This window comes from Actinokineospora lacus (genome assembly GCF_053813445.1).
Window position 1 is genome coordinate 156795 of sequence record NZ_JBQERA010000007.1, and the last position, 22811, is coordinate 179605.

Below are 22811 nucleotides of genomic sequence, written 5' to 3' on the forward strand. Positions count from 1 at the left end.
GGGTTCCTTAGGGGGCCATAGCCACGGTCCCCCGGACCGGCCGGGGGACCGTGCACGCAGTCGTCGCGGCGATACGCAACGCTACCAACGATCGGCTACGGCCGGGCCAGCACCTCCACCAGCTGCCCGTCGTCGACCCCGCCCTTGACCGTGCGCTGGTACAGCTCCAGGTAGAAGGCGCAGAACAACTTGTACACGTTCGTGATGTGCTCCACGATGCGCCGCTTGTCGTCCTCGGTCTCCACGAACGTCATCAGCACGTTCCACACGAAGTCGGTGTGGTCGTCCTCGAGGTCGTGGTCGACGTGGGCCTGCTGGCCCTTGGCGATCCCGGCGCCGAGCACGTCCTCGACGTTCTCGATCCACTGGGGCTGCGTCATCAGCGAGACGTTCTCGATGAAGTACGAACTCGCCAGCGACGCCAGCGGCCTGCCCTCGTGCTCGAGGCCGTAGTAGAAGTAGCCCTGCAGCAGCTTGGTGGTGAACAGCGGCTCGGTGGAGTAGATCTCCTCCTTGCTCACGCCCACGCGCTCCAGGTCCTTGGCGAACATGGAGTCGTGCAGCATCTCGTCCTCGGTGTAGGCGCACCACTTCTTGGCCAGCACCGGGTTGTGCTTGGTGAAGTAGTGGATCGTCAGCACGTCGATCCAGCGCTTCATCCGCAGCCGCAGGATGATCTCGACGATGTGTCGCTTGTAGTAGTCCATGTTGATGTCTTTGGCGCGGTACAGGTGGTCGGCGCCCTCCACCTCCCGGTAGAACCGCTCGACCATGTCGCGCAGCAGGGTGTCGACCTCCTGCTTGAACTCCGCGTGCTTCTCCTTGACGACGGTGTTGGTCACCGCGCTGCCCACCCTTTCGCTCACCGGGCTGCCGGAAGCCCGTAGTGCCTGCTCTTGGTCGTGATCGCCGTGCGCTTGGGGAGGTACTGGTCGAGCACCTCGATGCCGCGCGCGACCCGGTCCACGCGCTCGCGGCTGATCGCGTCGCCGAGCCGGTCGTAGGGGTGGCCCTGCACGCTGGCGCCCATCTTCAGCATCACCGGGGCGCCGACCTGCACGATCTCGGCCAGCTCGTAGAACCGGATGAACCCGCCCTTGGCCTTGTAGACGTCGGTCGGCACGTCCATCGGCAGCCCGGGGTTGAGCCTGCGGATCTGGTGGATCATCGGCACGCCGAGGTCGTGGGCCAGGGTGATGCTGTCCGCGCCGTTCTCGGCGAAGATCGTGGCCAGGAACGGGTTGGTGGCCATGCAGTGGCTGGAGGTCTTGAACACCATCTCCGCCGGGAGCACGCCCTCGCGGCGCATCTCGTCGAGCACCCGCAGCACGCCGATGTCGTAGACGGTGATGCCGCGGCAGCCCAGCTCGGCCAGCCGCAGCGCCTCCTCGACGCAGGCGCGGAACGCGTCGCTGTTGTTGATCTGCCTGCCCATCTCCAGGCCGAAGTCCGAGCGGTAGAAGCTGCCCTTGACGTCGTACTCCGGGCGCGGGCCGATGCTGACCACGAGCCCGTACCCGGCTTCCCGGCACAGCGCGAGCATGTCGCCCAGTTCCGCGTCGGAGAGCAGGAACGACCCGCGCGTCTCGTTGAACCGGGTGACGTAGAGCCCGTGGTCGCCGATCAGCTTCACCAGCCGCTGCAGCTCGGCGAGGCTGTTGACCACCGGGATCTCCACGCCGTACTGGCCGCCGCCGTCGAACTCCCCGGCGGAGTGCTCGAGCTCGGCGCTGTCGCTGAAGGGGTAGGACTTGCCTGCCAACCACTCCAGGCCGGGACCGCCGGTGATCGCGACGCTGCCCATGTGACCTCCACTGTTTCTCGTGCGTCAGTCCGTCCGGATGGGCTGGGGGATGCGCAGGGCGCTCATGAGCGCGCCCTTCGCCTCGGGCGTCGGCGCGCGCACCACGCACAGCAGCCGGTCGCGCTCGCCGACCTCGCGGGCGAAGAACCCGTCGACGGCGGCGTCGCCGGACAGCGGGGCGTCGCGCCAGAACGTGCTGCTGATCTGCCCGCCGCCGCCGTGCACGACGCCGGTCTCGGCGCGGAACTCACAGCCCGGGGACAGCCTGCGGGCCAGCCGGGCGGGGATCTCGGTGTCGACGGGTGAGTCCAGCGCCGGGGAGAAGCCGATGTCGCCGCCGAGGGCGAACCGGCGCATCAGCAGGTATGCCTTGGGGGTGTAGGTCTTCATGGCCACCAGGTCGGGGAAGTCGCCCAGCGCGCGGACGACGCCGCCGAACAGGGCCGACACCAGGCGCAGCGCCACCCCGGCGCCGTGCAGGCGCTCACCGACGAGCAGCGTCTCGATGTAGGTGAAGTCCAGGCCATCCGCGCTCAGCCCGCTGGCCGCCATCAGCCCGACGCACGCCCCGCGCACCTCGGCGACGGCGAGGTGGTCGCTCTCGGCCAGGATGGCCGGTTTGGCGCTGAGGTAGTGGTCCACCTCGTGCCGGGGCATGGCCGCGGCGAGTTCGGCGCGCAGGCGGGCGCGCCGCGCGGTGTCGAGTGAATTGCCATTCCCCAGATAGTGAATTTCCACAGTGCGCACGCGACCACCCATGAGAGTGTTTGCGGAATGCGTCCATTAATGGATCAGCTCGTGGCTCCCCTTCGACCGACGCTAACATGTCGATCTTGGTGGTCACAGCGCTGTCACCCAGATTGCGCAGCGTGTGGCTCAGTCCTGGTCAGCCAGCCGGGTGAGCGCCCCGCGCACGACATTCGTGTCCGTGGTCGTCCAGAATGGTGGAAGTGAATTGCGGAGGAAGCCGCCGTAGCGGGCGGTGGAAAGCCGCGGGTCCAGGACCGCGATGACGCCGCGGTCACTGGTCGAGCGCAGCAGCCTGCCCGCGCCCTGGGCCAGCAGCAGCGCGGCGTGCGTGGCGGCGACGGTGAGGAACCCGTTGCCGCCGCGGGCCTCGACCGAGCGCTGCCGGGCGGAGGCCAGCGGGTCGTCGGGGCGGGGGAAGGGGATGCGGTCGATGACCACCAGCGACAGCGACGGCCCCGGCACGTCCACCCCCTGCCACAGCGACAGCGTGCCGAACAGGCTCGTCGGCGGGTTCTCGGCGAACTTCTTGACCAACAGCGACGTGGAGTCCTCGCCCTGGCACAGGATCTCGGTGCCGACGCGCTCGCGCAGCGCCGCGGTGGCCTGCTTGGCCGCGCGCATGGACGAGAACAGCCCCAGCGTGCGGCCCTTGGCGGCCTCGATGAGCGCGGCCAGCTCGTCCAGCACGGCCTCGGGCAGGCCGTCGCGCCCGGGCGGGGGCAGGTGCTTCGCCAGGTAGAGGATGCCGCTGCGGGCGTGGTCGAACGGCGAGCCGACGTCCAGGCCGCTCCAGCGGATGTCGGTCTTGTCGGCGGGCGCCTCCTTCTCGGTGGCGGCGCCGTCGGCCGCCTTGCCCTGGCGCTGCTCGGGCGGCAGGCCCCACTGCCGGGCCAGCGCGTCGAAGGTGCCGCCGAGGGTGAGGGTGGCGCTGGTGAGCACGGTGGTGGTCTCGCCGAAGAGCCGCTCCCGCAGCAGCCCGGCCACGCTCAGCGGCGCGATCCGGATGACCGGCGGCCGCGGCGGCCCGGACCCGGGGGACTCGGCGCTGACCCACACGACGTCGTGGCGGTCGGCCTCGGCGGGCTCGAACGCCTCCAGCATCCGCACCGCGGTGTCGTGCACTTCCTCGATCATCGACAGGGCCAGCTTGCGGGCGGTCGCGGTCTCGACGTCGTCCTTGCGCTCGGGCCCCAGCGCGGTGACGCAGGCGTGCGCGGCGTCGCGGATGACCGACAGCGTGGTGCGCAGCGGGTCGGGCAGGGCGTCGAGGCGGGTGGCGGACACGTCCTCGAGCAGCATGCCGAGGCCCTCGCCCGCCTCGGCGAGCCGGTCGGCCACGCCCTCCTCCACCAGCCTGCCGACGCGGCGCGCGGCGATGGACACCACGGCGGCGGACAGCTCGCCGGTGGCCACCGAGGTCACCCGGTCGACCAGCTCGTGCGCCTCGTCCACCACGACCACGGTGTGCTCGGGCAGCACCTGGTAGCCCTGCAGGGCGTCGATGGCCAGCAGCGCGTGGTTGGTCACCACGATGTCGGCCTTGCCCGCCTCGGCCTTGGCCCGCTCGGCGAAGCAGTCGGTGCCGATGGGGCAGCGGCTCGCGCCGAGGCACTCCCGCGCCGTCACCGACGCCTGCCGCCACGCCTGCTCGGAGACGCCGGGCACCAGCTCGTCGCGGTCGCCGGTCTCGGTGTCGGAGGCCCACTCGCGCAGCCGGGTCACCTCGCGGCCGAGCCGGGACACCGCGAACGGGTCGAACAGCGCCTGGTCCTCGGGCTCGTCGGGCGCGCCGCCGTCGAGCCGGTGCAGGCACAGGTAGTTGCGCCTGCCCTTGAGGATGGCGAAGGTCGGGGTGCGCTTGAGCGCCTTGCCCAGCGCCTTGGCCAGGCGCGGCAGGTCGCGGTCGACCAGCTGGCGCTGCAGCGCGATGGTCGCCGTCGAGATGACGACCGTGCTGCCCTTCTCCACCGCGTGCCGGATCGCCGGGACCAGGTAGGCCAGCGACTTGCCGGTGCCGGTGCCCGCCTGCACGGCGAGGTGGTCGCCGGTGCGGATGGACCTGGCCACCGCCTCGGCCATCTCCACCTGGCCCGGCCGCTCCGCGCCGCCCACCGCGCCCACGGCGGTCTCCAGCAGGGCGCGGACGGGCGGGAGGGGAGCGGGCATGGCAGTAGACGGTACCCGGGCGGTGGACCCGGTCATGGCCGCCATGGTCGTCGGTGTCCGGGCCCGGCGGTCCCGGCGTTCACCGGCCCGGTTTCGCGCCGCGCGATCGGGTGGTGGAGAAGATTTGACCGACCGGGCGGAAAGGTCGTGACTGATTCCTTTGACGCGGCCTGCCGATTAACCCGTCACTGGATCGGGTGAGGGTCCGCCGGATATTCATTAACACTGATCATGAGATTTTTCTGATTCGACACGGTCGGGCCGGGGTGGACCACACCTTCGGGTTGGAATTCGCCTCGGCCGTCGAATTCGACTCGTCGGTGGAGATACACAGGTGCGAGCATCGTCGCGTCCATTTGGGACAGATTTCCTCAAGTCTCCCGGATTCGCCGCGCCGATTGTCCGTCCACTCCGTGAAAGGTCGTCCGTGTCCACAGAGATCCTGCTCTTGGTCGGTACCCGCCCCGAGGCGGTGAAGGCGGCCCCGCTCGCCATCGCCCTGGCGGCCGACCCCGGCCTGACGCCCGTGATCGTCCACAGCGGACAGCACGAGCGGATGGTCGACCAGGCCCTGGAACCGTTCGGCCTCACCCCGTCCGAGCGCCTGCCCGTCCGCCGCGCGGGCGGCGGCCAGGCCGAGCTGATGTCCGCGCTGCTGCCCGCGCTGGACTCGCTGCTGCTCCGCCGCAGGCCGGGGGCGGTCGTCGTGCAGGGCGACACCACGACGACGCTGGCGGGCGCGCTGTCGGCCTTCTGGCGCGGAGTCCCGGTCGCCCACCTGGAGGCGGGCCTGCGCACCGGCGACCTGACCGCGCCGTTCCCCGAGGAGGGCAACCGGCAGATGGTGGCCAGGGTGAGCTCCCTGCACCTGGCCCCGACCGCCGACTCCGCCCGCGCGCTGCGCGCCGAGTCCGTCCCGGTGCCGAACATCGTGGTCACCGGCAACACGGTCGTCGACGCCGTCCGGCTGATCGCCGCGGCCGACCACCCGCCCGTCGACCCCGTCTTCGCCACCCTGGAACCCGAGCTGGACGCGGGCGCGCGCCTGGTGCTGGTCACCGTGCACCGCCGCGAGTCCTGGGGCGCGCCCCTGGCCGACGTCCTGAGCGCGGTCCGGTCACTGGTGGAGCGCCACCCCGACATCCGGGTGCTGCTGCCCGCCCACCCCAACCCCGAGGTCCGCGCGCAGGTCCGCGGCGCCCTCGGCGGCGTCCCCCGGACCATGGTCACCGGCCCGCTCGCCTACCCGGACCTGGTCCGCGCCCTGCGCCGGGCCGCCCTGGTGATCACCGACTCCGGCGGCATCCAGGAGGAGGCGCCGAGCTTCGGCGTCCCGGTGCTGGTCACCCGGGACGTCACCGAGCGCATGGAGGCCGTCCGCGCGGGCTGCGCCCGGCTGGTCGGCACCGACCGGGCCCGGGTGCTGGCCGCCGCCGACCAGGCGCTGGCCGCCAACCTCCGCGTCCCGGCCGACCGCAACCCCTTCGGCGACGGCCACGCCGCCGACCGCGTCGTCACCGTCCTGCGCGGGCTGGTCGCCGGGCCTCAGGTGGCCGGGCTTCAGGTCGCCGGGGCTCAGGTGGCGGGCGCGACCTTCGGCACACCGACCAGGGTGATGCCCGCGTCGGTCATGCCGGTCATGGCGGACTCCACCGTCGCCGGGGCGACGCCCGCGGTCATCTCCAGCAGCACGCGCGTGGTGAACCCCGAGGCCGCGGCGTCGATGGCGGTGGCGCGGACGCAGTGATCGGTGGCGATGCCCACCACGTCGACCCGGCCGACGCCGCGCTCGCGCAGCCAGTCCGCCAGCGGTGTCCCCTCGGCGGTGGCGCCCTCGAAGCCGGAGTACGCCGCGGCGTGGGCGCCCTTGCGGAAGACCACCTCGATGCCGGACATGTCCAGCGCCGGGTGGAAGTCGCTGCCCTCGGTGCCTGCCACGCAGTGCGCGGGCCAGGAGTCGACGAAGTCCGGGTTCTCGGAGAAGTGCGGGCCCGGGTCGATGTGGTAGTCGCGGGTGGCGACCACGTGGTCGTAGGCGGTCTCGGCGATGTAGGCGCTGATGGCCGAGGCGACCTCGGCGCCGCCCGCGACGGCCAGCGAGCCGCCCTCGCAGAAATCGCTCTGGACGTCCACGACGATCAGCGCCGTCTTCTCGCTCATCACTGCTCCCCGGTGTGGTGGACGGTCGGGATGGCGGGCTCGCCCGCGGAGAGCTTGAGGCCCTCCCACGGCAGGCTCACCAGCCCTCGGCGTACCCGCTGCCTGCCATCTTCCAGCGTGGGCAGCCCTGGCACCGGCTGTCCACCGCGCAAAAGAGGGATCTGCGGGTGGTGGTCGTGCTCGTCGGCCTCCGGCGCGGTCCCGGAGGCCAGGTACACGACCTCCTCCAGCGCCGTCCCGGTCGCCTTGCGGCGGCGCAGGGCCAGCTTCCGCCCGCCGAGGGACTCCTTGTGCGAGCTGCGCTTGGCCACCGGCCTGCCGTCGACCTCGACCAGCTTGTAGACCATCCCCGCCGTCGGCGCGCCCGAGCCGGTCACCAGCGAGGTGCCGACCCCGTAGGCGTCCACCGGCTCGGCGCGCAGGGCGGCGATGGCGTACTCGTCGAGGTCGCCGGAGACGACGATGCGGGTCTGGCGGGCACCGAGGCGGTCCAGCTGCTCGCGGGCCTGGCGCGCCAGGACGCCGACGTCGCCGGAGTCGATGCGGACCGCGCCGAGCCCGGTGCCCGCGACCTCGACGGCGGTGTCGATGCCCGCGGTGATGTCGTAGGTGTCCACCAGCAGCGTGGTGTCCACGCCCAGCGCCTCGACCTGCGCGGCGAAGGCGTCGCGCTCGCTGTCGTGCAGCAGGGTGAACGCGTGCGCGCAGGTGCCCGCCGTGGCAATCCCGTAGGCGTGGCCCGCGGCCAGGTTCGACGTCGTGGCGAAGCCCGCCAGGTACGCCGCGCGCGCGGCGGACACCGCCGCCCGCTCGTGCGTGCGCCGCCCGCCCATCTCGATGATCGGGCGGCCGTTGGCCGCGCTGACCATCCGCGCCGCGGCCGAGACGATCGCGCTGTCGTGGTTGAGGATGGAGAGCGCCAGCGTCTCCAGCACGACCGCGTCGGCGAAGGTGCCCCGCACGGTCAGCACCGGGGAGCCGGGGAAGTACAGCTCGCCCTCGGCGTAGCCGTCCATGTCGCCCTGGAAGCGGTAGGCGGCCAGCCAGTCCAGCGCCTCGGCGCCCACCACGCCATTCGAGCGCAGGTGCTCCAGCTCCTCGGGGCCGAACCGGAAGTCCCGCACCGCGTCGATCACCCGCTGGGTCCCGCCGACCACGCCGTAGCGGCGCCCGGTCGGCAGCCTCCTGGCGAACACCTCGAACACGCACGAGCGCGACGCGGTGCCGTCGGTCAGCGCCGCGGCCAGCATCGTCAGCTCGTAGTGGTCGGTCAGCAGCGCCGTGGTCATGCGGCGAGCCTACGGGTCGGGTACGCCATTCGAGGGAAGATCCCCCGGACCGAGTCGAACGGGACATGCCACCATTAGCGGTATGACCGCGCCCGTCGACATGGAGCAGACACAGAGCAGCCCCGTCGGTTCCGAAGTGGTGTCCGAGGACAGACCGTGGCAGACGGTCGTCTGGAACGACCCGGTCAACCTCATGTCGTACGTGACCTACGTCTTCCAGAAGCTGTTCGGCTACAGCCGTGACAAGGCCACCAAGCTCATGCTCGACGTCCACCACGAGGGCAAGGCCATCGTGTCGTCGGGGACGAAGGAGAAGGTCGAGAGCGACGTGGCACGACTGCACGCCGCGGGGCTGTGGGCGACGATGGAGCACGTCTCGTGAAGCCTTGGCGGCGCAAGGGCGCCACTGTCGTGGCCACCGTCGACCGGCAGGAGGCGGCGGTGCTGCGCGGGCTGGTGTCCCAGATCGACGACATGCTCAAGGCCCGCGTCGAGGACTCCCCGCAGGACGAGCTGGCCGAGCTGACCGGCATCCGCACCGGCCCCACCACCTCCCCGGACGACCCGATCCTGTCCCGGCTGCTGCCCGACTTCCACCGCCTGGACCCGGACAACCCGACCAAGGCCGACCTCGACTCCGCGGCGGCGCTGCGCTCGCTGCACGAGCCCGAGCTGCTCGACCGCAAGATCGGCGTGGCCGCGGTGGTCATGGACACCTGCCCCATGTACGGCGGGGAGGTGCGCCTGGACGACGAGCAGGCCGACGCCTGGCTGGGCGCCCTCAACGACGTGCGCATCGCCCTGGGCACCGCGCTCGACGTCAACGACGAGACCCCCGACGAGCTGCCCGACGACGACCCGCGCGCGCCCAACATGGCCGTCTACCACTGGCTGACCTGGGTGCAGGAGTCCCTGGTCCAGGCCGTCTCCGCGTGATCGAGGGCGTCCGGGTCGGCCACCACCAGCGCCTCGGGGACGGCTGGGCGACCGGCGTGACCGTCGTGCTGTTCCCCGAGGGCACCGTCGGCGGGGTGGACGCCCGCGGCGGCGCGCCCGGCACCCGCGAGACCGACCTGCTCGCGCCGGAGAACCTGGTCGAGCGGGTCGACGCGGTGTGCCTGGCCGGTGGCAGCGCGTACGGCCTCGCCGCCGCCGACGGCGTGATGGCCTGGCTGGGGGAGCGCGGCCGGGGTTTCCGGGTCGGCACGCGGCCCCACGAGGTGGTGCCGATCGTCCCGGCCGCCGTGCTGTTCGACCTGCCGCGCTCGGACTGGGGCAACCGGCCCGACGCCTCCTTCGGCCGCGCCGCGTGCGAGGCCGCCCGGGAGGGGCCCGTCGAGCAGGGCTGCGTGGGGGCGGGGACGGGCGCGCGGACCGGCTCGCTCAAGGGCGGCGTGGGCACCGCGTCGACACGCGTGGGCGAGATCACAGTGGCCGCGCTGGTGGCCGTGAACGCGCGCGGCGAGGCCGCCGACCCCGACACCGGCACGCTCTGGGCGGCCTCGGTCGCCCCCGGGGACTTCCCGCCGTCGCCAGGGCGCCCCGGCGCGCTGTCCGCGCCGAGCGCCGCCGACCTCAACACCACCATCGGCGTCATCGCCACCGACGCGGCCCTGACCAAGGCGCAGTGCCGCAGGCTGGCGATGTCCGGCCAGGACGGCCTGGCCCGCGCCCTGCGCCCGGCGCACTCGCTGTTCGACGGCGACACCCTCTTCGCCGCCGCCACCGGCGCGCACCCGGTCGCCGGCCCGCTGGACCTCGACGCCCTCTACGCCGCCGCGGCCGACGTGGTCACCCGCGCCGTCGGGCACGGGGTCCTGGCCGCCACGACCGTCGGTGACCTGCGGGCTTACCGCGACGCGTGGGCCTGAACTGGTCTCTCCCACGGACTGGGAGAGCGGCATCCGCCCAGTAGGATGGGCGTCGTGCTGCAGATCCGCCGAGACCTCGTGGACGCGATGGTGGCCCATGCCCGCCGTGACCACCCGGACGAGGCGTGCGGCGTGATCGCCGGTCCCGAGGGGTCCGACCGCCCCGAGCGCCACATCCCGATGCTCAACGCGGCCCGCTCGCCGACCTTCTACGAGTTCGACTCGGCCGACCTGCTGCGCCTCTACCGGGACATGGACGCCCGCGACGAGGTCCCGGTGGTCGTCTACCACTCGCACACGGCCACCGAGGCGTACCCCTCGCGCACCGACATCGCCTACGCCTCCGAGCCCGACGCGCACTACGTGCTGGTCTCCACCCGCGACCCCGAGCGCCACGAGCTGCGCTCGTTCCGCATCGTCGGCGGCGTGGTCACCGAGGAGCCCGTCGAGGTCGTGGAGTCCTACCGGTTCGCCCACACCGGCCCGGACGACGTGCCCGAGGACACCGCGCTCTAGTCGCGGAATACCTGCCGTCGCCCGAGCGTCATCCCTACCGAATCAGCGTCACCAACCGGAGGTTCCCCCATGGCCGTGACCGTCTCGATCCCGACCATCCTGCGCACCCACACCGGCGGCGAGAAGACCGTCTCCGCCGCGGGCGGCACCCTGGCCGAGCTCATCGACAACCTCGACGCCAACCACGGTGGCCTCAAGTCGCGGCTGGTCAAGGACGGCGTGCTGCACCGGTTCGTCAACGTCTACGTCAACGACGAGGACGTGCGCTTCGCCGGTGGCCTGGAGGCCAAGGTCGCCGACGGCGACAACGTCACGATCCTGCCCGCCGTCGCGGGTGGCTGACACTTCTTCCGCGGAGGCTTTCCCGTGGCCAGGTACGACTCGCTCCTGCACGCCCTAGGCGACACGCCGCTGGTGGGTCTGCCCCGGCTGTCCCCGTCGCCCGAGGTGCGGCTGTGGGCCAAGCTGGAGGACCGCAACCCGACCGGCTCGATCAAGGACCGGCCCGCCCTGTCCATGATCACCGCGGCCGAGCGCGAGGGCAGGCTGGTGCCCGGCTCCACCATCCTGGAGCCGACCTCGGGCAACACCGGCATCGCCCTGGCGATGGCGGCCAAGCTCAAGGGCTACGGCCTGGTGTGCGTGATGCCGGAGAACACCTCGGAGGAGCGCAAGCAGCTGCTCCAGGCGTACGGGGCGCGCATCGTCTACTCGCCCGCCGCGGGCGGCTCCAACGAGGCGGTCCGGCGGGCCAAGGAGCTCTCGGCCGAGCACCCGGACTGGGTGATGCTCTACCAGTACGGCAACCCGAACAACGCCCGCGCGCACTACGAGGGCACCGGCCCGGAGATCCTGCGCGACCTGCCCTCGGTGACGCACTTCGTGGCGGGCCTGGGCACGACCGGCACGCTGGTCGGCGTCGGCCGGTACCTGCGGGAGAACAAGCCGGAGGTGCAGATCATCGCCGCCGAGCCCAGGTACGGGGAGCTGGTCTACGGGCTGCGCAACCTCGACGAGGGGTTCGTGCCCGAGCTGTACGACCCGGACGTGCTCACCGGGCGCTACTCGGTCGGGTCCTACGACGCGCTGCGCAGGACCCGGCAGCTGCTGGAGGTGGAGGGCATCTTCGCGGGCATCTCCACCGGCGCCATCCTGCACGCGGCGCTGGCCGTCGCGGAGAAGGCCGCGGGCACCGGCGAGCAGGCCGACGTGGTCTTCATCGTCTGCGACGCCGGGTGGAAGTACCTGTCGACCGGCGCCTACGCCGGCTCGCTCGACGAGGCGTCCGAGCGCCTGGACGGACACCTCTGGGCGTAGCTTGTCCGACGTGATCGAGCTGGTCCGTTCCGCTGTCATCGCCGCCCCCGCGCCCGCGGTGTGGGAGGTCGTCGCCGCCGCCCGCCGCGCCCCCGACTGGTTCAGCTTCGCCGAGCGCACCGAGGTGCTCTCGGGTTCCGGCCTGGGGGAGCGGCGGCGCCAGCACGGCCGCTGGGGCACCCGGCGCTCGGAGATCGACCAGGAGGTCACCGCGTTCTCCCCGGACGCGCTGATCGCCTGGACGCACCTCGACGAGCGCCTGGACGGCAAACCCGCCCCCCGCTTCGCCGCCAGGTCGGAGTTCCACATCGAACTGACCGCCACCGGCGACTCCACCCGCGTCACGCTGCGGCTGCGCCAGGAACCGGTCTCCTGGCTGCGTGGCCTGGCGATGCGGCTGGGGAACCGGCACATCACCAGCCGCATGACGGAGTCCCTCGCCCGCCTGCCGGGAGCGGTTGACAGCACCGGGTGATCAGTGGTTCGTTGTCCTTGGGAGCGCTCCCAAGGAAGGGACACCGATGTCTCCGAAGACGTCTCGGGCTGTCGCGGCAGCGGCGCTGACCGGCGCCGCCGCCCTCCTGTCGGGCATGGCGCTCGTCAGCACAGCCCCCCACGCCGCCGCCGCTCCGGCTTGTTCGGTCGATTACCGGGTCAACCAGTGGCCCGGCGGCTTCACCGCGGAGGTGGCGCTCACCAACGCGACCGGCGCCGCGCTCTCGTCGTGGCAGCTGACGTGGACCTACGCGGGCGACCAGCGCGTGACCAGCAGTTGGAACACGACACTGCGCCAGAGCGGCCCCGCCGTGACGGCGGCCAACGCCCCCTACAACGGTTCGGTGGGACCGGGCGGCACCGTGCGCTTCGGCATCCAGGGCACCTTCACCGGGGCGAACCCGGTGCCGGTCGACTTCGCCCTGAACGGCCAGTCCTGTCAGGACACCCCGCCCCCGACCACCACGACCACCACTGGGACAACGACAACGACAACGACCACCAACCCGCCCCCGGGCTGCCCGGCCACCGCGGTCTGCGAGAACTGGGAGACCCAGGCGGGCCCGGCCCCCGGCGGCCGCTGGTCGCTGACCTACCCCAACTGCCAGGGCACCGGCACGGCCACCATCGACCCCACAGCGGGCCGAGGCGGCGGCAAGGCCGTCCGCGTCAACGGCGGCGGCGGCTACTGCAACCACGTGTTCGTCGGCACCACCCTGGCCGACCAGAGCGGCAGCACCCTTTTCGGCCGCTTCCACGTCCGCCACTCCACGGCGCTGCCCGCGGCCCACACCACCTTCATGGCCATGCGCGACGCCACCGAGGGCAAGGACCTGCGCATGGGCGGGCAGAACGCGGCCCTGCAATGGAACCGCGAGTCCGACGACGCCACCCTGCCCGAACAGAGCCCCACCGGCGTGTCCATGAGCCGCCCCCTGCCGACGGACCGCTGGACCTGCGTCGAGTTCTCCGTGGACCGGACCTCGGGGGCGATCAACACCTGGGTGGACGGGACCCTGGTCCCCGGGCTGGTGGCCGACGGCGTCGCCACCCATGACGTGGACGGCCAGTGGGTCCGCGGCAAGCCCGCCTGGCGCCCCAACCTCACCGACTTCCGGCTGGGCTGGGAGAGCTACGGCGGCGAGACCGACACCCTCTGGTACGACGACATCGTCCTGAGCCCGACCCGCGCGGGCTGCTGAGGGCACCGGCCCTGTCCAGCGGCTGCCCGGCGGGGTGGGATACGCCTCACCCCGCCGGGCACCCCCGCGCTTGCTTTCGGCCTCAACCACGTGGGGCGGGCAGAGTGCGACTGCGTAGCACTTGCCTGTTCGCGTCAGCTGTTCCGTGACTCAGTGCTTTGTGGTCATCCCCAGATGGCGGGGTCGAGCGGGTCGGGCATGGTGGGGCCGGGGGTGCGCGGTGCTTTCCATCGCTGCCAACGGATACCTGTGGGCCGGGAGCCGGTGCGCGCGTACTCGTGCACCGCGGCGCGGACGTCGGCGACGGGAATCTCGGCGTCGGGGGGTAGTTCCAGCTCATCCTGCTGAACCGCGTAGCTGAGTACTTCGCCGTCGCCGGATGCGTCGCCTCGGCTGTAGTGAGCCGCTTCGGCGTCGGTGTAGTGGAGGGCTCCGGCGTCGCCGTTGATCCCGGCGTGGAGGGTGGTGACGTCGTCACCGCTTCGGGTGATGGTGGCGACGACGCCATGGTTGTCGGCGAGCCCGGCGACGTGGTCCAAGGCCGCGTCGATCTCCTCGGCCGTCGCGGCGAGGTGGCCGCCGTCCTGGTCGTGGGCGTACCAGAGGATCAGGGCTGTCACCCGTGCTCAGTGGCCTCGCAGGTGCTGCACCAGCGACGCCAACGCGATTCCCCGGTGTGAGCGGGCGTCCTTCTCCGCGGGCTCCAGCTCGGCCGAGGTCTTGTCGTCGCCGTCGGGTACGAAGATCGGGTCGTAGCCGAAGCCGTTCTCCCCGCGGGGTTCTCGCGTCAGGGTGCCGCGCCACTCCCCCCGGACGACGGTCTCCTCGCCGGTCGGGAGGATGAACGCCACCGCGCACACGAACGCGGCGCCGCGTCGGGAGTCGGGCACGTCCCGCAACTGGCCCAGCAGCAGGTCCAGGTTCGCCTGGTCGTCGCCGTGCCTGCCCGACCACCGGGCGGAGAGCACCCCCGGCATCCCGTTCAGCGCGTCGACCGCCAGGCCCGAGTCGTCGGCGATGGACGGCAGGCCGGTGGCCGCCACCGCGTCGCGCGCCTTGGCGAGGGCGTTCTCCTCGAACGTCGCCCCCGTCTCCGGGGCGTCCGGGAACGGGGGGAGGTCGTCGAGGCCGAGCACCTCGATGCCCACCAGCCCGGCCGCGGCGAGGATGCGCCGCAGCTCCTCGAGCTTCTTGGTGTTGCGCGAGGCCAGCAGCACCCGGTTCATCCCTTGCCGCCCTTCGGCTTGGGCAGCTCGCCCGGGTACGGCAGCGCGAGGGCCTGGGCCTGGAGCCGGGTCAGGTCCGAGCACCCGGCCAGCGCGATGTCCAGCATCCGGTCCAGGGTCGACCGTGCGAACGTGGCGCCCTCCCCGGTCCCCTGCACCTCGATCAGCGTCCCGGCGTCGGTGGCCACCACGTTCATGTCCACCTCGGCGCGGACGTCCTCCTCGTAGGGCAGGTCCAGCCGCACCCGGCCGCCGACCACGCCGACGCTCACCGCCGCGACGGAGCAGGACAGCGGGTTCGGGTCCTTCAGCAGCTTGGCCGAGCCCAGCCACGTCACCGCGTCGGCCAGCGCCACGTACGCCCCGGTGATCGCCGCGGTCCGCGTGCCCCCGTCGGCCTGGATGACGTCGCAGTCGAGCTGGATCGTGTTCTCCCCGATGGCCGACAGGTCGATGCACGCGCGCAGCGAGCGCCCGATCAGCCTGCTGATCTCGTGCGTGCGCCCGCCGACGCGCCCCTTGACCGACTCCCGGTCCCCCCGGGTGTTGGTCGCCGAGGGCAGCATCGCGTACTCCGCGGTCAGCCAGCCGAGCCCCGAGCCCTTGCGCCAGCGCGGGACCCCCTCGCTCACGCTGGCCGCGCACAGCACCCGGGTCCGCCCGAACTCCACGAGCACCGACCCGGCGGGCCAGTCCTGGTACCCCCTGGTCAGCTTGATGTCGCGGAGCTGATCGTCATTCCTGCCATCGCTGCGAGCCACCCGGTCAGCGTAGTAGGACGCTCAGACGGTGTAGGTGACGCCTTGCTCGACCCGCAGCGCCTCGCCGGGGTACGCCGCCCGGACCTCGGCCAGCACGGCGTCGCCGTCGGCCCACGGCGGGATGTGCGTCACCAGGACGCGCCCGACGCCGCCCGACGCCGCCAGCTCCCCCGCTTGGCGCCCGGAGAGGTGCAGGTCGACGGGCCGGTCGTCGGCGTGGGTCCAGGACGCCTCGGTCAGCAGGACGTCGACCCCGTCGACCAGCGCGCTCAGCGCCGGGTTCGGCCCGGTGTCGCCGGTGTAGACCAGGGTGCGGCCGTCGTGGCCGATGGCGAAGCTGTAGGACTCGCACGGGTGCGCCGCGGGCGCCACGGTCACCGAGAACGGCCCGATCTCCACGGTGCCGGGGCTCAGCGCGCGGAAGTCGAAGACGTCGGTCAGGTCGGTCTCGGCCAGCTCGGCGTCGTTGGTCGCGTAGGCCATGGCGAAGCGGCGCGGGGCCGTCGACGGCGCGTACACCGGCAGGCGCTCGGCGCGCGGGTCGCGGCTGGGCGCGGGGTGGTAGCGGCGCAGGACGGTCAGCGAGGCGAAGTCCGAGCAGTGGTCGGCGTGCAGGTGCGAGAACAGCAGCGCGTCGAGCTGGAACGGGTCGCGGCGGGACTGGAGTTCGGCCAGGGTGCCCGGGCCCAGTTCGACGCCGAGCAGGAAGCCCTCCGCCTCCACCAGGTACCCCGATGCGGGAGCGTCGGGGCCGGGGAGGCTCCCGGAGCAGCCGAGGATCGTGAGCAGCACGCGGTCAGCGTGTCACACCGCCCGCGGGCGGCGTGTGATCACGGGCCGGTCAGGGCGAAGCTGGCCAGTTCGGGGCCGAGGAAGCGGCGCGCGAGGCGGTGGAACGGCTCGGCGGGGCCGGTGGCCAGGAACTCGTGCGCCGGGTCGCCGGTCGCGTCGGTCAGCAGCTCGCCCGCGGTCAGCACGCCGAAGACGCCCTTGGCGCACTCCTCCGCGCTGGACACGAGCGTGACCGAGGGCCCCATGACCACCTGGATCAGGCCGCTGAGCAGCGGGTAGTGGGTGCAGCCCAGGACCACGGTGTCGACGTCGGCCTGCTGCAGCGGCTCGAGGTAGGTCTGGGCGAGCCCCAGCACCTGGCGCCCGGAGGTCACGCCGCGCTCGACGAAGTCCACGAACCGGGGGCAGGCCGCGCTGGTCACGGTGACCCCGGGCGCGGCGGCGAAGGCGTCGTCGTAAGCGCCCGAGCGGACCGTGCCCTCGGTGCCGATCACCCCGATCCGCCCGGTGTGCGTCGCCGCGACCGCCCGCCGCACCGCCGGGACGACGACCTCCACCACCGGGATGGCGTAGCGCTCCCGGGCGTCGCGCAGGCAGGCGGCCGAGGCGGTGTTGCAGGCGATGACCAGCAGCTTCACCCCGCTGTCCACCAGGTCGTCGGCGATGCTCAAAGCCAGCTCGCGGACGCGGGCGATCGGCAGGGGGCCGTAGGGGCCGTTGGCGGTGTCGCCGACGTAGCGCAGGCGCTCGGTGGGCAGCTGGTCGAGGATGGCGCGGGCGACGGTCAGGCCGCCGACGCCGGAGTCGAACACGCCGATCGGCGCACGGGGGTCCACGGCCTAGGAGCGTACGGAGGTCGTCCGCCGGTTGGCGACCGCGACCAGCCAGGCGGCGAGGACGCCGCCGAGCGCGCCGAACAGGTGGCCCTGCCAGGAGATCCGCGGGTCGCCGGGGAGCACGCCGAAGAGCATGGTGCCCCAGTAGAGCAGCAGCGCCGCCGCGACGACGAGCTGCCCGACGCTGCGGTTGAACAGCCCGCGGACCAGCAGGAACAGCATCCACCCGAACACCAGCCCGGACGCGCCGACGGTGACCGAGCCGCTGTCCGCGGTCAGCCACACGCCCAGGCCGCTGACCAGCCAGATCGTCGCGGTGACGGCGATCCACTGGGCGAGCCCGCCCGCCATCGCGAGGAAGCCGAGCACCACGAAGGGCAGGGTGTTGCTGAACAGGTGTCCCCAGCCGCCGTGCAGCAGCGGCGACCAGATGACCCCGTCGAGCCCGGCAGGCTCCCTGGCGAGGATGCCGTTGTGGTCGAGGTCGGCGGGCAGGACGGCGTCGAGCAGCTCGACGAGGTACAGCAGGACGGTGAACGCCCCGACCACGATCGCGGCCTTGAGCGGCTCCCTCGGGAGCACCCGGCCTGCGTCGGACTTGGCGGGTTGGATGGTCACCCGTCGAGGTTACGTCCGATCGGCGGGTGGCGGCTCGGGGAGAAACCCCGAGATCAGACCTTCAGGTCCTTGCGCAGCTTCGCCACGTGGCCGGTGGCGCGCACGTTGTACTGGGCCTCGGAGACCGTCCCGGCGGGGTCGATGACGAAGGTCGAGCGGATCACCCCGGTGACGGTCTTGCCGTACATCTGCTTCTCCCCGAAGGCGCCCCACTCCTTCATCACCGTGCGCTCGGCGTCGGAGAGCAGGGGGAAGGGCAGGGACTCCGCGGCCGCCCACTTCGCCAGCTTGGCCTGCGAGTCCGGGGAGACGCCCAGCACCGCGTACCCCGCCGAGGTGAACACCCCGAGGTTGTCGCGGAAGTCGCACGCCTGCTTGGCGCAGCCGGGAGTGGCCGCGGCCGGGTAGAAGTACACGATCACCGACTGCCCGCGGAAGTCGGACAGCGACACCGGGGCGCCGGTGCTGTCGGGCAGGGTGAAGTCGGGGGCGGGGTCGCCGACGCTCAGGCGCTCAGTCATGCGGCAACGCTATAGCGGCCGCACTGGGGCGCGGGCTCCGCATCGGTGTGCTGGCCGCGTCCGCGGTCGGCCACCACGTGCCGTCCTGGGCGACGTACATCAGCCGTGGCCCGATCTCGCTGATCGTGCGCACCGCGTCCACCAGCCGGTCGACGTGCTCGGTGCCCACGCCCAGCCCCAGGCTGGCCCGTACCGCGGTGGCCGACTCCTCCGCGCGCAGCAGGTGCCGGGTCAGCGGGTGGGCGCAGAACCACCCGTGCCGCACCCCGATGCCGTACTCCACCGACAGCGCCGTGGCCAGCAGCCCGGGGTCCACCCCGTCGACGGTGAACGTCACGATGCCGACCCGCTCCGCCGTCGGCCCGAACAGCGACAGCTCCCGCACCTCGGGGATCTCGGCGAGACCCGAGCGCAGCCGGGACAGCAGCACCGCCTCGTAGGGCATCAGCGAGTCCCACGCCACCTGGAGCGTCTGGCACGCCGCCGCGAGCGCGACCGCGCCGATGGCGTTCGGCGTGCCCGCCTCGTGCCGGGACTCCCCGACCGCCCACTCCACGGAGCCGCAGTCGTCGGACACGTGCACCGTCGCGCCGCCCCCGGGCAGGTACGGCTTGGCCGCCGAGAGCCAGTCCGCCCGCCCGGCGAGCACGCCGATGCCGAATGGCGCGTACATCTTGTGCCCGCTGAACGCCACGTAGTCGATGTCCAGCCCGGCCACGTCCACCGGTCGGTGCGCCACCAGCTGCGCGGCGTCGACGGCGATCCGCGCGCCGTGCCGGTGGGCCAGCGTGACCAGGTCGGCCAGCGGCAGCAGCTCGCCGGTGACGTTGGTGGCCGCGGTGACCGTCACCAGCGCGCGCCCGTCCAGCTCGACCAGTGCCCGTTCCAGGTCGGCGAGCATGTCATCGACGCGCGGCGGGATCGGCAGCGTGCGCGACTCGCGCCACGGCAGCAGGTTCGCGTGGTGCTCGTGGGCGAAGACGATCACGGTGGTGCCCGCCGGGACCGCGCCTGCCAGCAGGGTGAGCGCGTCGGTGGTGTTGCGGGTGAAGATGAGGAGGTCGTCGGGGCGGGCGTTGATGAACCGCCGCACCGTGCGCCGGGATTCCTCGTACCGGGCGGTGCACATCGTCGAGAGCGTGCCCGCGCCGCGGTGCGTGCTCGCGTACCAGGGCAGGAACCCGGCCACCGCGTCGGCCACCGCGGCCAGGCACGGCGTGGTGGCCGCGTGGTCGAAGTTGGCGAACGGCGCCATCGTGCCGTCGGCCAGTGGGACCCGCAGGTCCGAGCCGAGCACGGGCGGCAGAACCGACGCGGCGGTCCGGCCCGCGAAGGGCCTCGCGGTCACGGGTGTCCTTTCATGTGCCCAGTTCCAGGATGGTGATGTACAGCCGCTCCAAGCTGTTGCCCTGCCGCTTGCGGCGCAGCTTCACCTGGCCGATCTCGCCGGTCGAGCGCACGTGCGTGCCGCCACAGGGGATCGTCATGTCGCCGCTGTGCCAGATCCGGGCCTCGTGCTCGCCTGCCACCGGGACCGTGCGGATCTCCAGGTCCTTGGCGATCATCTCGTTGGCCTTCTGCTCCCACTCGGCGACTTCCTCCGCGGTGATGCGCTCGCGGGTGTGGAAGTCGAAGCGGGCGGTCTTCCCGTCGATGCGCGCGCCCTTGGTGTAGAGGTCGGGGCGGGCGGTGGTGGCGAACCAGAAGCCCAGGTGCGCCGCGGAGTGGTGGCGCATGTTGGCCATCCGCCGCTCCCAGTCCACCCGGACGTCGACCTCGGCGCCCACCTCGGGCGGCGCGGTGTCCTCGGCGAGGAGGTGCCCGACGTCGCCGTCAATCATGATCATGTCGGGGAAGTCGTCGTGCGCGAACGGGCGCCCGCCGACCTTCTGCGTGTCCGCGATCCGCGACTCGCCGACCCACCCGGTGTCGCCGACCTGGCCGCCGCCCTCGGGGTAGAAGACCGTCTCGGACAGGAACACCTGGTTCCCGCGCACGCCGGTCACCCGTGCCGCGCACTCGCGGCGGTACGGCTCGTCGATGTAGAGTTTCGCGACCAAGATCATCCTCCAGCGGCGTCGGACACGACAGCGTCGACTGGGGAGTGGGGGTGATCGGGCAGTGCGTCGAGATAGTCCAGCACGCCGTCGTAAGCGAAGGTGAGTATACAGGCGCCCTCGGGCATCTCCCTGGCCAGCCTGATCGCCGCGACCACGTTGGCCGCCGAGGAGATCCCCACCGCGAGGCCCTCGGTGCGCATCAGCCGGGGGATCATCGCCACCGCGTCGTCATAGGACACCTGGGCCTCGGCGTCGACCAGGGTCATGTCCAGCACCGCGGGCACCAGACCCACGGCCAGCCCCTGGATGCCGTGCGTGACGAACCGGTTCTCCCGCAGGGAACAGCCTTCCGGCTGCACCGCGACGATCCGCAGGTGGGGGTCGCGCTCCTTGAGCACCCGCCCGACGCCGGTGATGTGCCCGCCGGTGCCCACGCCCGCGACCATCAGGTCCGGGGTGCGCCCATCCATCGCGGCCAGGATCTCCAGCGCGGTGGTGCGCTCGTGGATCTCCGGGTTGGCCGGGTTGCCCTGCTGGTTGAGCATCACCCAGTCGGGGTTGTCGAACAGCAGGCCCAGCGCCATCTCGGCGTGGGAGTTGTTGCCCAGTGTGTGGTCGGAGAGCCGGACCTCGGCGCCGTAACCGCGCAGCAGGCGCATCTTCGAGCGGCTGTAGTTGTCCGGGATGACCAGGACCAGTTTGTAGCCCAGGATCGCCGAGGCCATCGCCAGGCCGATGCCGGTGTTGCCGCCGGTGGACTCGATGATGGTCTGCCCGGTGCCGCGGGTCAGCTCCCCGTCGCGCTCGGCGGCCAGGATCATGTTGAGCGCGATGCGGACTTTGTGGCTGCCGCCCGGGTTGACCAGTTCCAGCTTCACGAGCAACTCGCGGCCGAGGTCTGGTTCGACGCGGGAGAGGCGCACCATCGGCGTCCCGCCGATGACGTCGAGGACCGAGTCGCCGATGGCGCCGCGAATGGCGGTCACGCCTCGACTCCCGTCTGCGCCGGGGTGCTGGCGCGTCCGACCGGGTCGCCGAACGCGGCGATTTCCACGTAGCGGCCCGCCGTCTCGGAGAAGTCGAACAGCCGCGCGCCGCGCGCGCCGTCGGCGGTGGCGTCGATGACCAGGTGGCGCACCGGGTACACCGGCATGCCCTCGAAGACCGCGTGCCGGTGGTCCTCGTCGCTGAAGTACGCGCCGACGTCGGGGTGGGAGTGGTAGATGACGCGCACCGGGTCTTCCCCGTCGAAGGACTCGGCCAGCGTGCGCAGGTCGGCGCCACCGAAGGCGTACCCGGTGTGGACGGTGCGGGTGAAGTCCTCGGGGCGGCCTGCGGAGAGTTGGTCGATGACGTTGGCGCACTCGGTCACCCCGCTCTCCCTGATGAACCCGCACGCCTCGGCGGGGTGGGCCGCCGTGGCGTGGCGGTAGAGGCGGTCGAGGGTGTCGGCGGTCGGGTAACCGTCGGCGTCCACCGTGCCCTCCACCACCGGCTCCGGGGTCGCGCTCCGGCGCTGGCCGTACTGGGTGACGGCGAAGGCGCCCAGGATCAGCAGGGTCAGCGCCAGGTCGATGAAGTCGAAGCTCGCGCCCTCGACGAACACCCCGAAGAACTGGGCGACGATCGGGAACAGGACGAACACAAAGGACACGGTGACGGTGTCCATCCGCTGCACCAGCCAGAAGTACACGGCGAAGCCGATGACGGAGGCGACCACGCCCAGGTACAGCGTCGCCCCGACGCTGCGCGCGGTGAACGCCTCGGCGCCGGGGCGCTCGATGAGGAACCCGAGTCCGGCCAGGATGACCCCGGCCAGCGCCATCGGCATGGTGTTCAGCGTCATGGAGTGGATGGCGCCGCCGTGCTTCTTGATCAGGATGTACGCCAGCGCGTGCATGACCGCGGCGGACAGCACGGCGGCGATGCCCCAACCGCTGGTCACCGCGACGCCCTGGGAGTGCAGGATCAGCGCCCCCAGCGCGGTGAAGGCGACGATGACGGCCAGCCCCTGCACCACGGTGATCCGGGTGCGCAGGATGGGCACGCTGAAGACGACCATCATCACCGCGACCGAGGAGAAGATGATGGCTGTCAGGCCGGAGGAGATGAACTGCTCACCGTAGTTGTAGAGGAAGAACGGCACGGCGAAGTAGAAGGCCAGGATGAACCCGAAGAACCAGGTCAGGTGCTTGGGGTACCACAGCGGCTTGCCCATCGCCCGGCAGGCGATGATGAACACCGGCGCGGCGACGACGAAGCGCAGCCCCGAGGCGGTCAGCGGCGGCATGTCGGTCACGGCCAGCTTGATGGCGATCCAGGTGGACCCCCAGATGAGGCAGACCATCACGAAGCTGGCGGCCAGCAGCAGCGTCGGTTTGCGGGAACGGCGCGACGCGGCCGTGTCTTGCGTGGACACAGGACTCT

At 72.1% G+C, this 22811-nt stretch carries 25 protein-coding genes and 1 pseudogene; 9 read left to right on the plus strand and 17 right to left on the minus strand.

Features of this window, described 5'->3' with window-relative positions:
* Positions 1 to 95: 95 nt before the first annotated feature.
* The 4 genes from ACTG9Q_RS19175 to ACTG9Q_RS19190 form a co-directional block, all read right to left on the minus strand.
* Positions 96 to 866 (minus strand): iron-containing redox enzyme family protein, encoded by a 771-nt coding sequence (locus tag ACTG9Q_RS19175; protein WP_455574185.1) that lies wholly within the window; start codon positions 864 to 866, stop codon positions 96 to 98.
* Positions 863 to 1804, minus strand: coding sequence for a peptidase (locus tag ACTG9Q_RS19180; protein ID WP_455574186.1), 942 nt, complete (start codon positions 1802 to 1804; stop codon positions 863 to 865). Before ACTG9Q_RS19180 ends, ACTG9Q_RS19175 begins: the two co-directional genes overlap by 4 nt.
* A 24-nt stretch (positions 1805 to 1828) precedes the next feature.
* A complete protein-coding gene (locus ACTG9Q_RS19185) occupies positions 1829 to 2551 on the minus strand; it encodes a hypothetical protein (protein ID WP_455574187.1) in 723 nt (240 codons plus the stop codon).
* Between the two features lie 129 nt (positions 2552 to 2680).
* Positions 2681 to 4720 carry an ATP-dependent DNA helicase gene (locus ACTG9Q_RS19190; protein WP_455574188.1) on the minus strand — a complete coding sequence of 680 codons (2040 nt, stop codon included), beginning with the start codon at positions 4718 to 4720 and terminating at the stop codon, positions 2681 to 2683.
* 427 nt (positions 4721 to 5147) lie between these two features.
* Between ACTG9Q_RS19190 and wecB the strand changes: the two are divergent.
* Positions 5148 to 6257: pseudogene (gene wecB / locus ACTG9Q_RS19195) on the plus strand (non-hydrolyzing UDP-N-acetylglucosamine 2-epimerase); the annotation flags it as partial.
* Positions 6258 to 6295: 38 nt separating this feature from the next.
* Here the strand turns inward: wecB and ACTG9Q_RS19200 are convergent.
* Positions 6296 to 6880, minus strand: coding sequence for a nicotinamidase (locus ACTG9Q_RS19200; RefSeq protein WP_455574189.1), 585 nt, complete (start codon positions 6878 to 6880; stop codon positions 6296 to 6298).
* Positions 6880 to 8169, minus strand: coding sequence for a nicotinate phosphoribosyltransferase (locus ACTG9Q_RS19205; protein WP_455574190.1), 1290 nt, complete (start codon positions 8167 to 8169; stop codon positions 6880 to 6882). The genes ACTG9Q_RS19200 and ACTG9Q_RS19205 overlap by 1 nt, the downstream gene beginning before the upstream one ends.
* An 82-nt stretch (positions 8170 to 8251) precedes the next feature.
* Between ACTG9Q_RS19205 and clpS the strand changes: the two genes are divergently transcribed.
* The 8 genes from clpS to ACTG9Q_RS19245 all read left to right on the plus strand — a co-directional run bounded on the left by clpS (position 8252) and on the right by ACTG9Q_RS19245 (position 13570).
* A complete protein-coding gene (clpS, locus tag ACTG9Q_RS19210) occupies positions 8252 to 8551 on the plus strand; it encodes an ATP-dependent Clp protease adapter ClpS (protein ID WP_455574191.1) in 300 nt (99 codons plus the stop codon).
* On the plus strand, positions 8548 to 9105 hold the full coding sequence (locus tag ACTG9Q_RS19215) for a DUF2017 domain-containing protein (protein ID WP_455574192.1): 558 nt from the start codon (positions 8548 to 8550) through the stop codon (positions 9103 to 9105). Before clpS ends, ACTG9Q_RS19215 begins: the two co-directional genes overlap by 4 nt.
* Positions 9102 to 10040 (plus strand): P1 family peptidase, encoded by a 939-nt coding sequence (locus ACTG9Q_RS19220; RefSeq protein WP_455574193.1) that lies wholly within the window; start codon positions 9102 to 9104, stop codon positions 10038 to 10040. Before ACTG9Q_RS19215 ends, ACTG9Q_RS19220 begins: the two co-directional genes overlap by 4 nt.
* A 45-nt stretch (positions 10041 to 10085) precedes the next feature.
* Positions 10086 to 10556: a Mov34/MPN/PAD-1 family protein gene (locus tag ACTG9Q_RS19225; protein WP_455574194.1), complete on the plus strand. Its 471-nt coding sequence runs from the start codon at positions 10086 to 10088 to the stop codon at positions 10554 to 10556.
* A gap of 69 nt (positions 10557 to 10625) precedes the next feature.
* Positions 10626 to 10898: a MoaD/ThiS family protein gene (locus tag ACTG9Q_RS19230; RefSeq protein ID WP_455574195.1), complete on the plus strand. Its 273-nt coding sequence runs from the start codon at positions 10626 to 10628 to the stop codon at positions 10896 to 10898.
* 24 nt (positions 10899 to 10922) lie between these two features.
* Entirely contained in the window at positions 10923 to 11873 is a 951-nt protein-coding gene (locus ACTG9Q_RS19235; RefSeq protein WP_455574196.1) for a PLP-dependent cysteine synthase family protein, read from the plus strand.
* Between the two features lie 10 nt (positions 11874 to 11883).
* A complete protein-coding gene (locus ACTG9Q_RS19240) occupies positions 11884 to 12348 on the plus strand; it encodes an SRPBCC family protein (RefSeq protein ID WP_455574197.1) in 465 nt (154 codons plus the stop codon).
* Between the two features lie 46 nt (positions 12349 to 12394).
* Positions 12395 to 13570, plus strand: a complete 1176-nt coding sequence (locus ACTG9Q_RS19245; protein WP_455574198.1) for a cellulose-binding domain-containing protein — start codon at positions 12395 to 12397, stop codon at positions 13568 to 13570.
* A gap of 164 nt (positions 13571 to 13734) precedes the next feature.
* On the opposite strand, the gene ACTG9Q_RS19250 is transcribed toward ACTG9Q_RS19245, so the two are convergent.
* The 11 genes from ACTG9Q_RS19250 to ACTG9Q_RS19300 form a co-directional block, all read right to left on the minus strand.
* Positions 13735 to 14190: an Imm1 family immunity protein gene (locus ACTG9Q_RS19250; protein WP_455574199.1), complete on the minus strand. Its 456-nt coding sequence runs from the start codon at positions 14188 to 14190 to the stop codon at positions 13735 to 13737.
* A gap of 6 nt (positions 14191 to 14196) precedes the next feature.
* A complete protein-coding gene (gene rdgB, locus ACTG9Q_RS19255; protein ID WP_455574200.1) occupies positions 14197 to 14796 on the minus strand; it encodes an RdgB/HAM1 family non-canonical purine NTP pyrophosphatase in 600 nt (199 codons plus the stop codon).
* Positions 14793 to 15557 (minus strand): ribonuclease PH, encoded by a 765-nt coding sequence (rph, locus tag ACTG9Q_RS19260; RefSeq protein ID WP_455574201.1) that lies wholly within the window; start codon positions 15555 to 15557, stop codon positions 14793 to 14795. Before rph ends, rdgB begins: the two co-directional genes overlap by 4 nt.
* Positions 15558 to 15578: 21 nt before the next feature.
* Positions 15579 to 16349 carry an MBL fold metallo-hydrolase gene (locus ACTG9Q_RS19265; RefSeq protein ID WP_455574202.1) on the minus strand — a complete coding sequence of 257 codons (771 nt, stop codon included), beginning with the start codon at positions 16347 to 16349 and terminating at the stop codon, positions 15579 to 15581.
* 38 nt (positions 16350 to 16387) lie between these two features.
* Positions 16388 to 17185 carry a glutamate racemase gene (gene murI / locus ACTG9Q_RS19270; protein WP_455574203.1) on the minus strand — a complete coding sequence of 266 codons (798 nt, stop codon included), beginning with the start codon at positions 17183 to 17185 and terminating at the stop codon, positions 16388 to 16390.
* A gap of 3 nt (positions 17186 to 17188) precedes the next feature.
* The gene (locus ACTG9Q_RS19275; protein WP_455574422.1) at positions 17189 to 17767 is read right to left on the minus strand and encodes a rhomboid family intramembrane serine protease; all 579 of its coding nucleotides are present in this window, start codon (positions 17765 to 17767) and stop codon (positions 17189 to 17191) included.
* An 89-nt stretch (positions 17768 to 17856) separates the two neighbouring features.
* Positions 17857 to 18324: a thioredoxin-dependent thiol peroxidase gene (gene bcp, locus ACTG9Q_RS19280; protein ID WP_455574204.1), complete on the minus strand. Its 468-nt coding sequence runs from the start codon at positions 18322 to 18324 to the stop codon at positions 17857 to 17859.
* Positions 18317 to 19672, minus strand: coding sequence for an aminotransferase class V-fold PLP-dependent enzyme (locus tag ACTG9Q_RS19285; RefSeq protein WP_455574205.1), 1356 nt, complete (start codon positions 19670 to 19672; stop codon positions 18317 to 18319). The genes bcp and ACTG9Q_RS19285 overlap by 8 nt, the downstream gene beginning before the upstream one ends.
* 10 nt (positions 19673 to 19682) lie before the next feature.
* Complete coding sequence (locus ACTG9Q_RS19290; protein ID WP_455574206.1) at positions 19683 to 20384, minus strand: hypothetical protein; 702 nt, start codon at positions 20382 to 20384, stop codon at positions 19683 to 19685.
* A gap of 2 nt (positions 20385 to 20386) precedes the next feature.
* The gene (locus ACTG9Q_RS19295) at positions 20387 to 21370 is read right to left on the minus strand and encodes a PLP-dependent cysteine synthase family protein (protein ID WP_455574207.1); all 984 of its coding nucleotides are present in this window, start codon (positions 21368 to 21370) and stop codon (positions 20387 to 20389) included.
* A complete protein-coding gene (locus ACTG9Q_RS19300) occupies positions 21367 to 22803 on the minus strand; it encodes an EamA family transporter (protein ID WP_455574208.1) in 1437 nt (478 codons plus the stop codon). Before ACTG9Q_RS19300 ends, ACTG9Q_RS19295 begins: the two co-directional genes overlap by 4 nt.
* Positions 22804 to 22811: the final 8 nt, after the last annotated feature.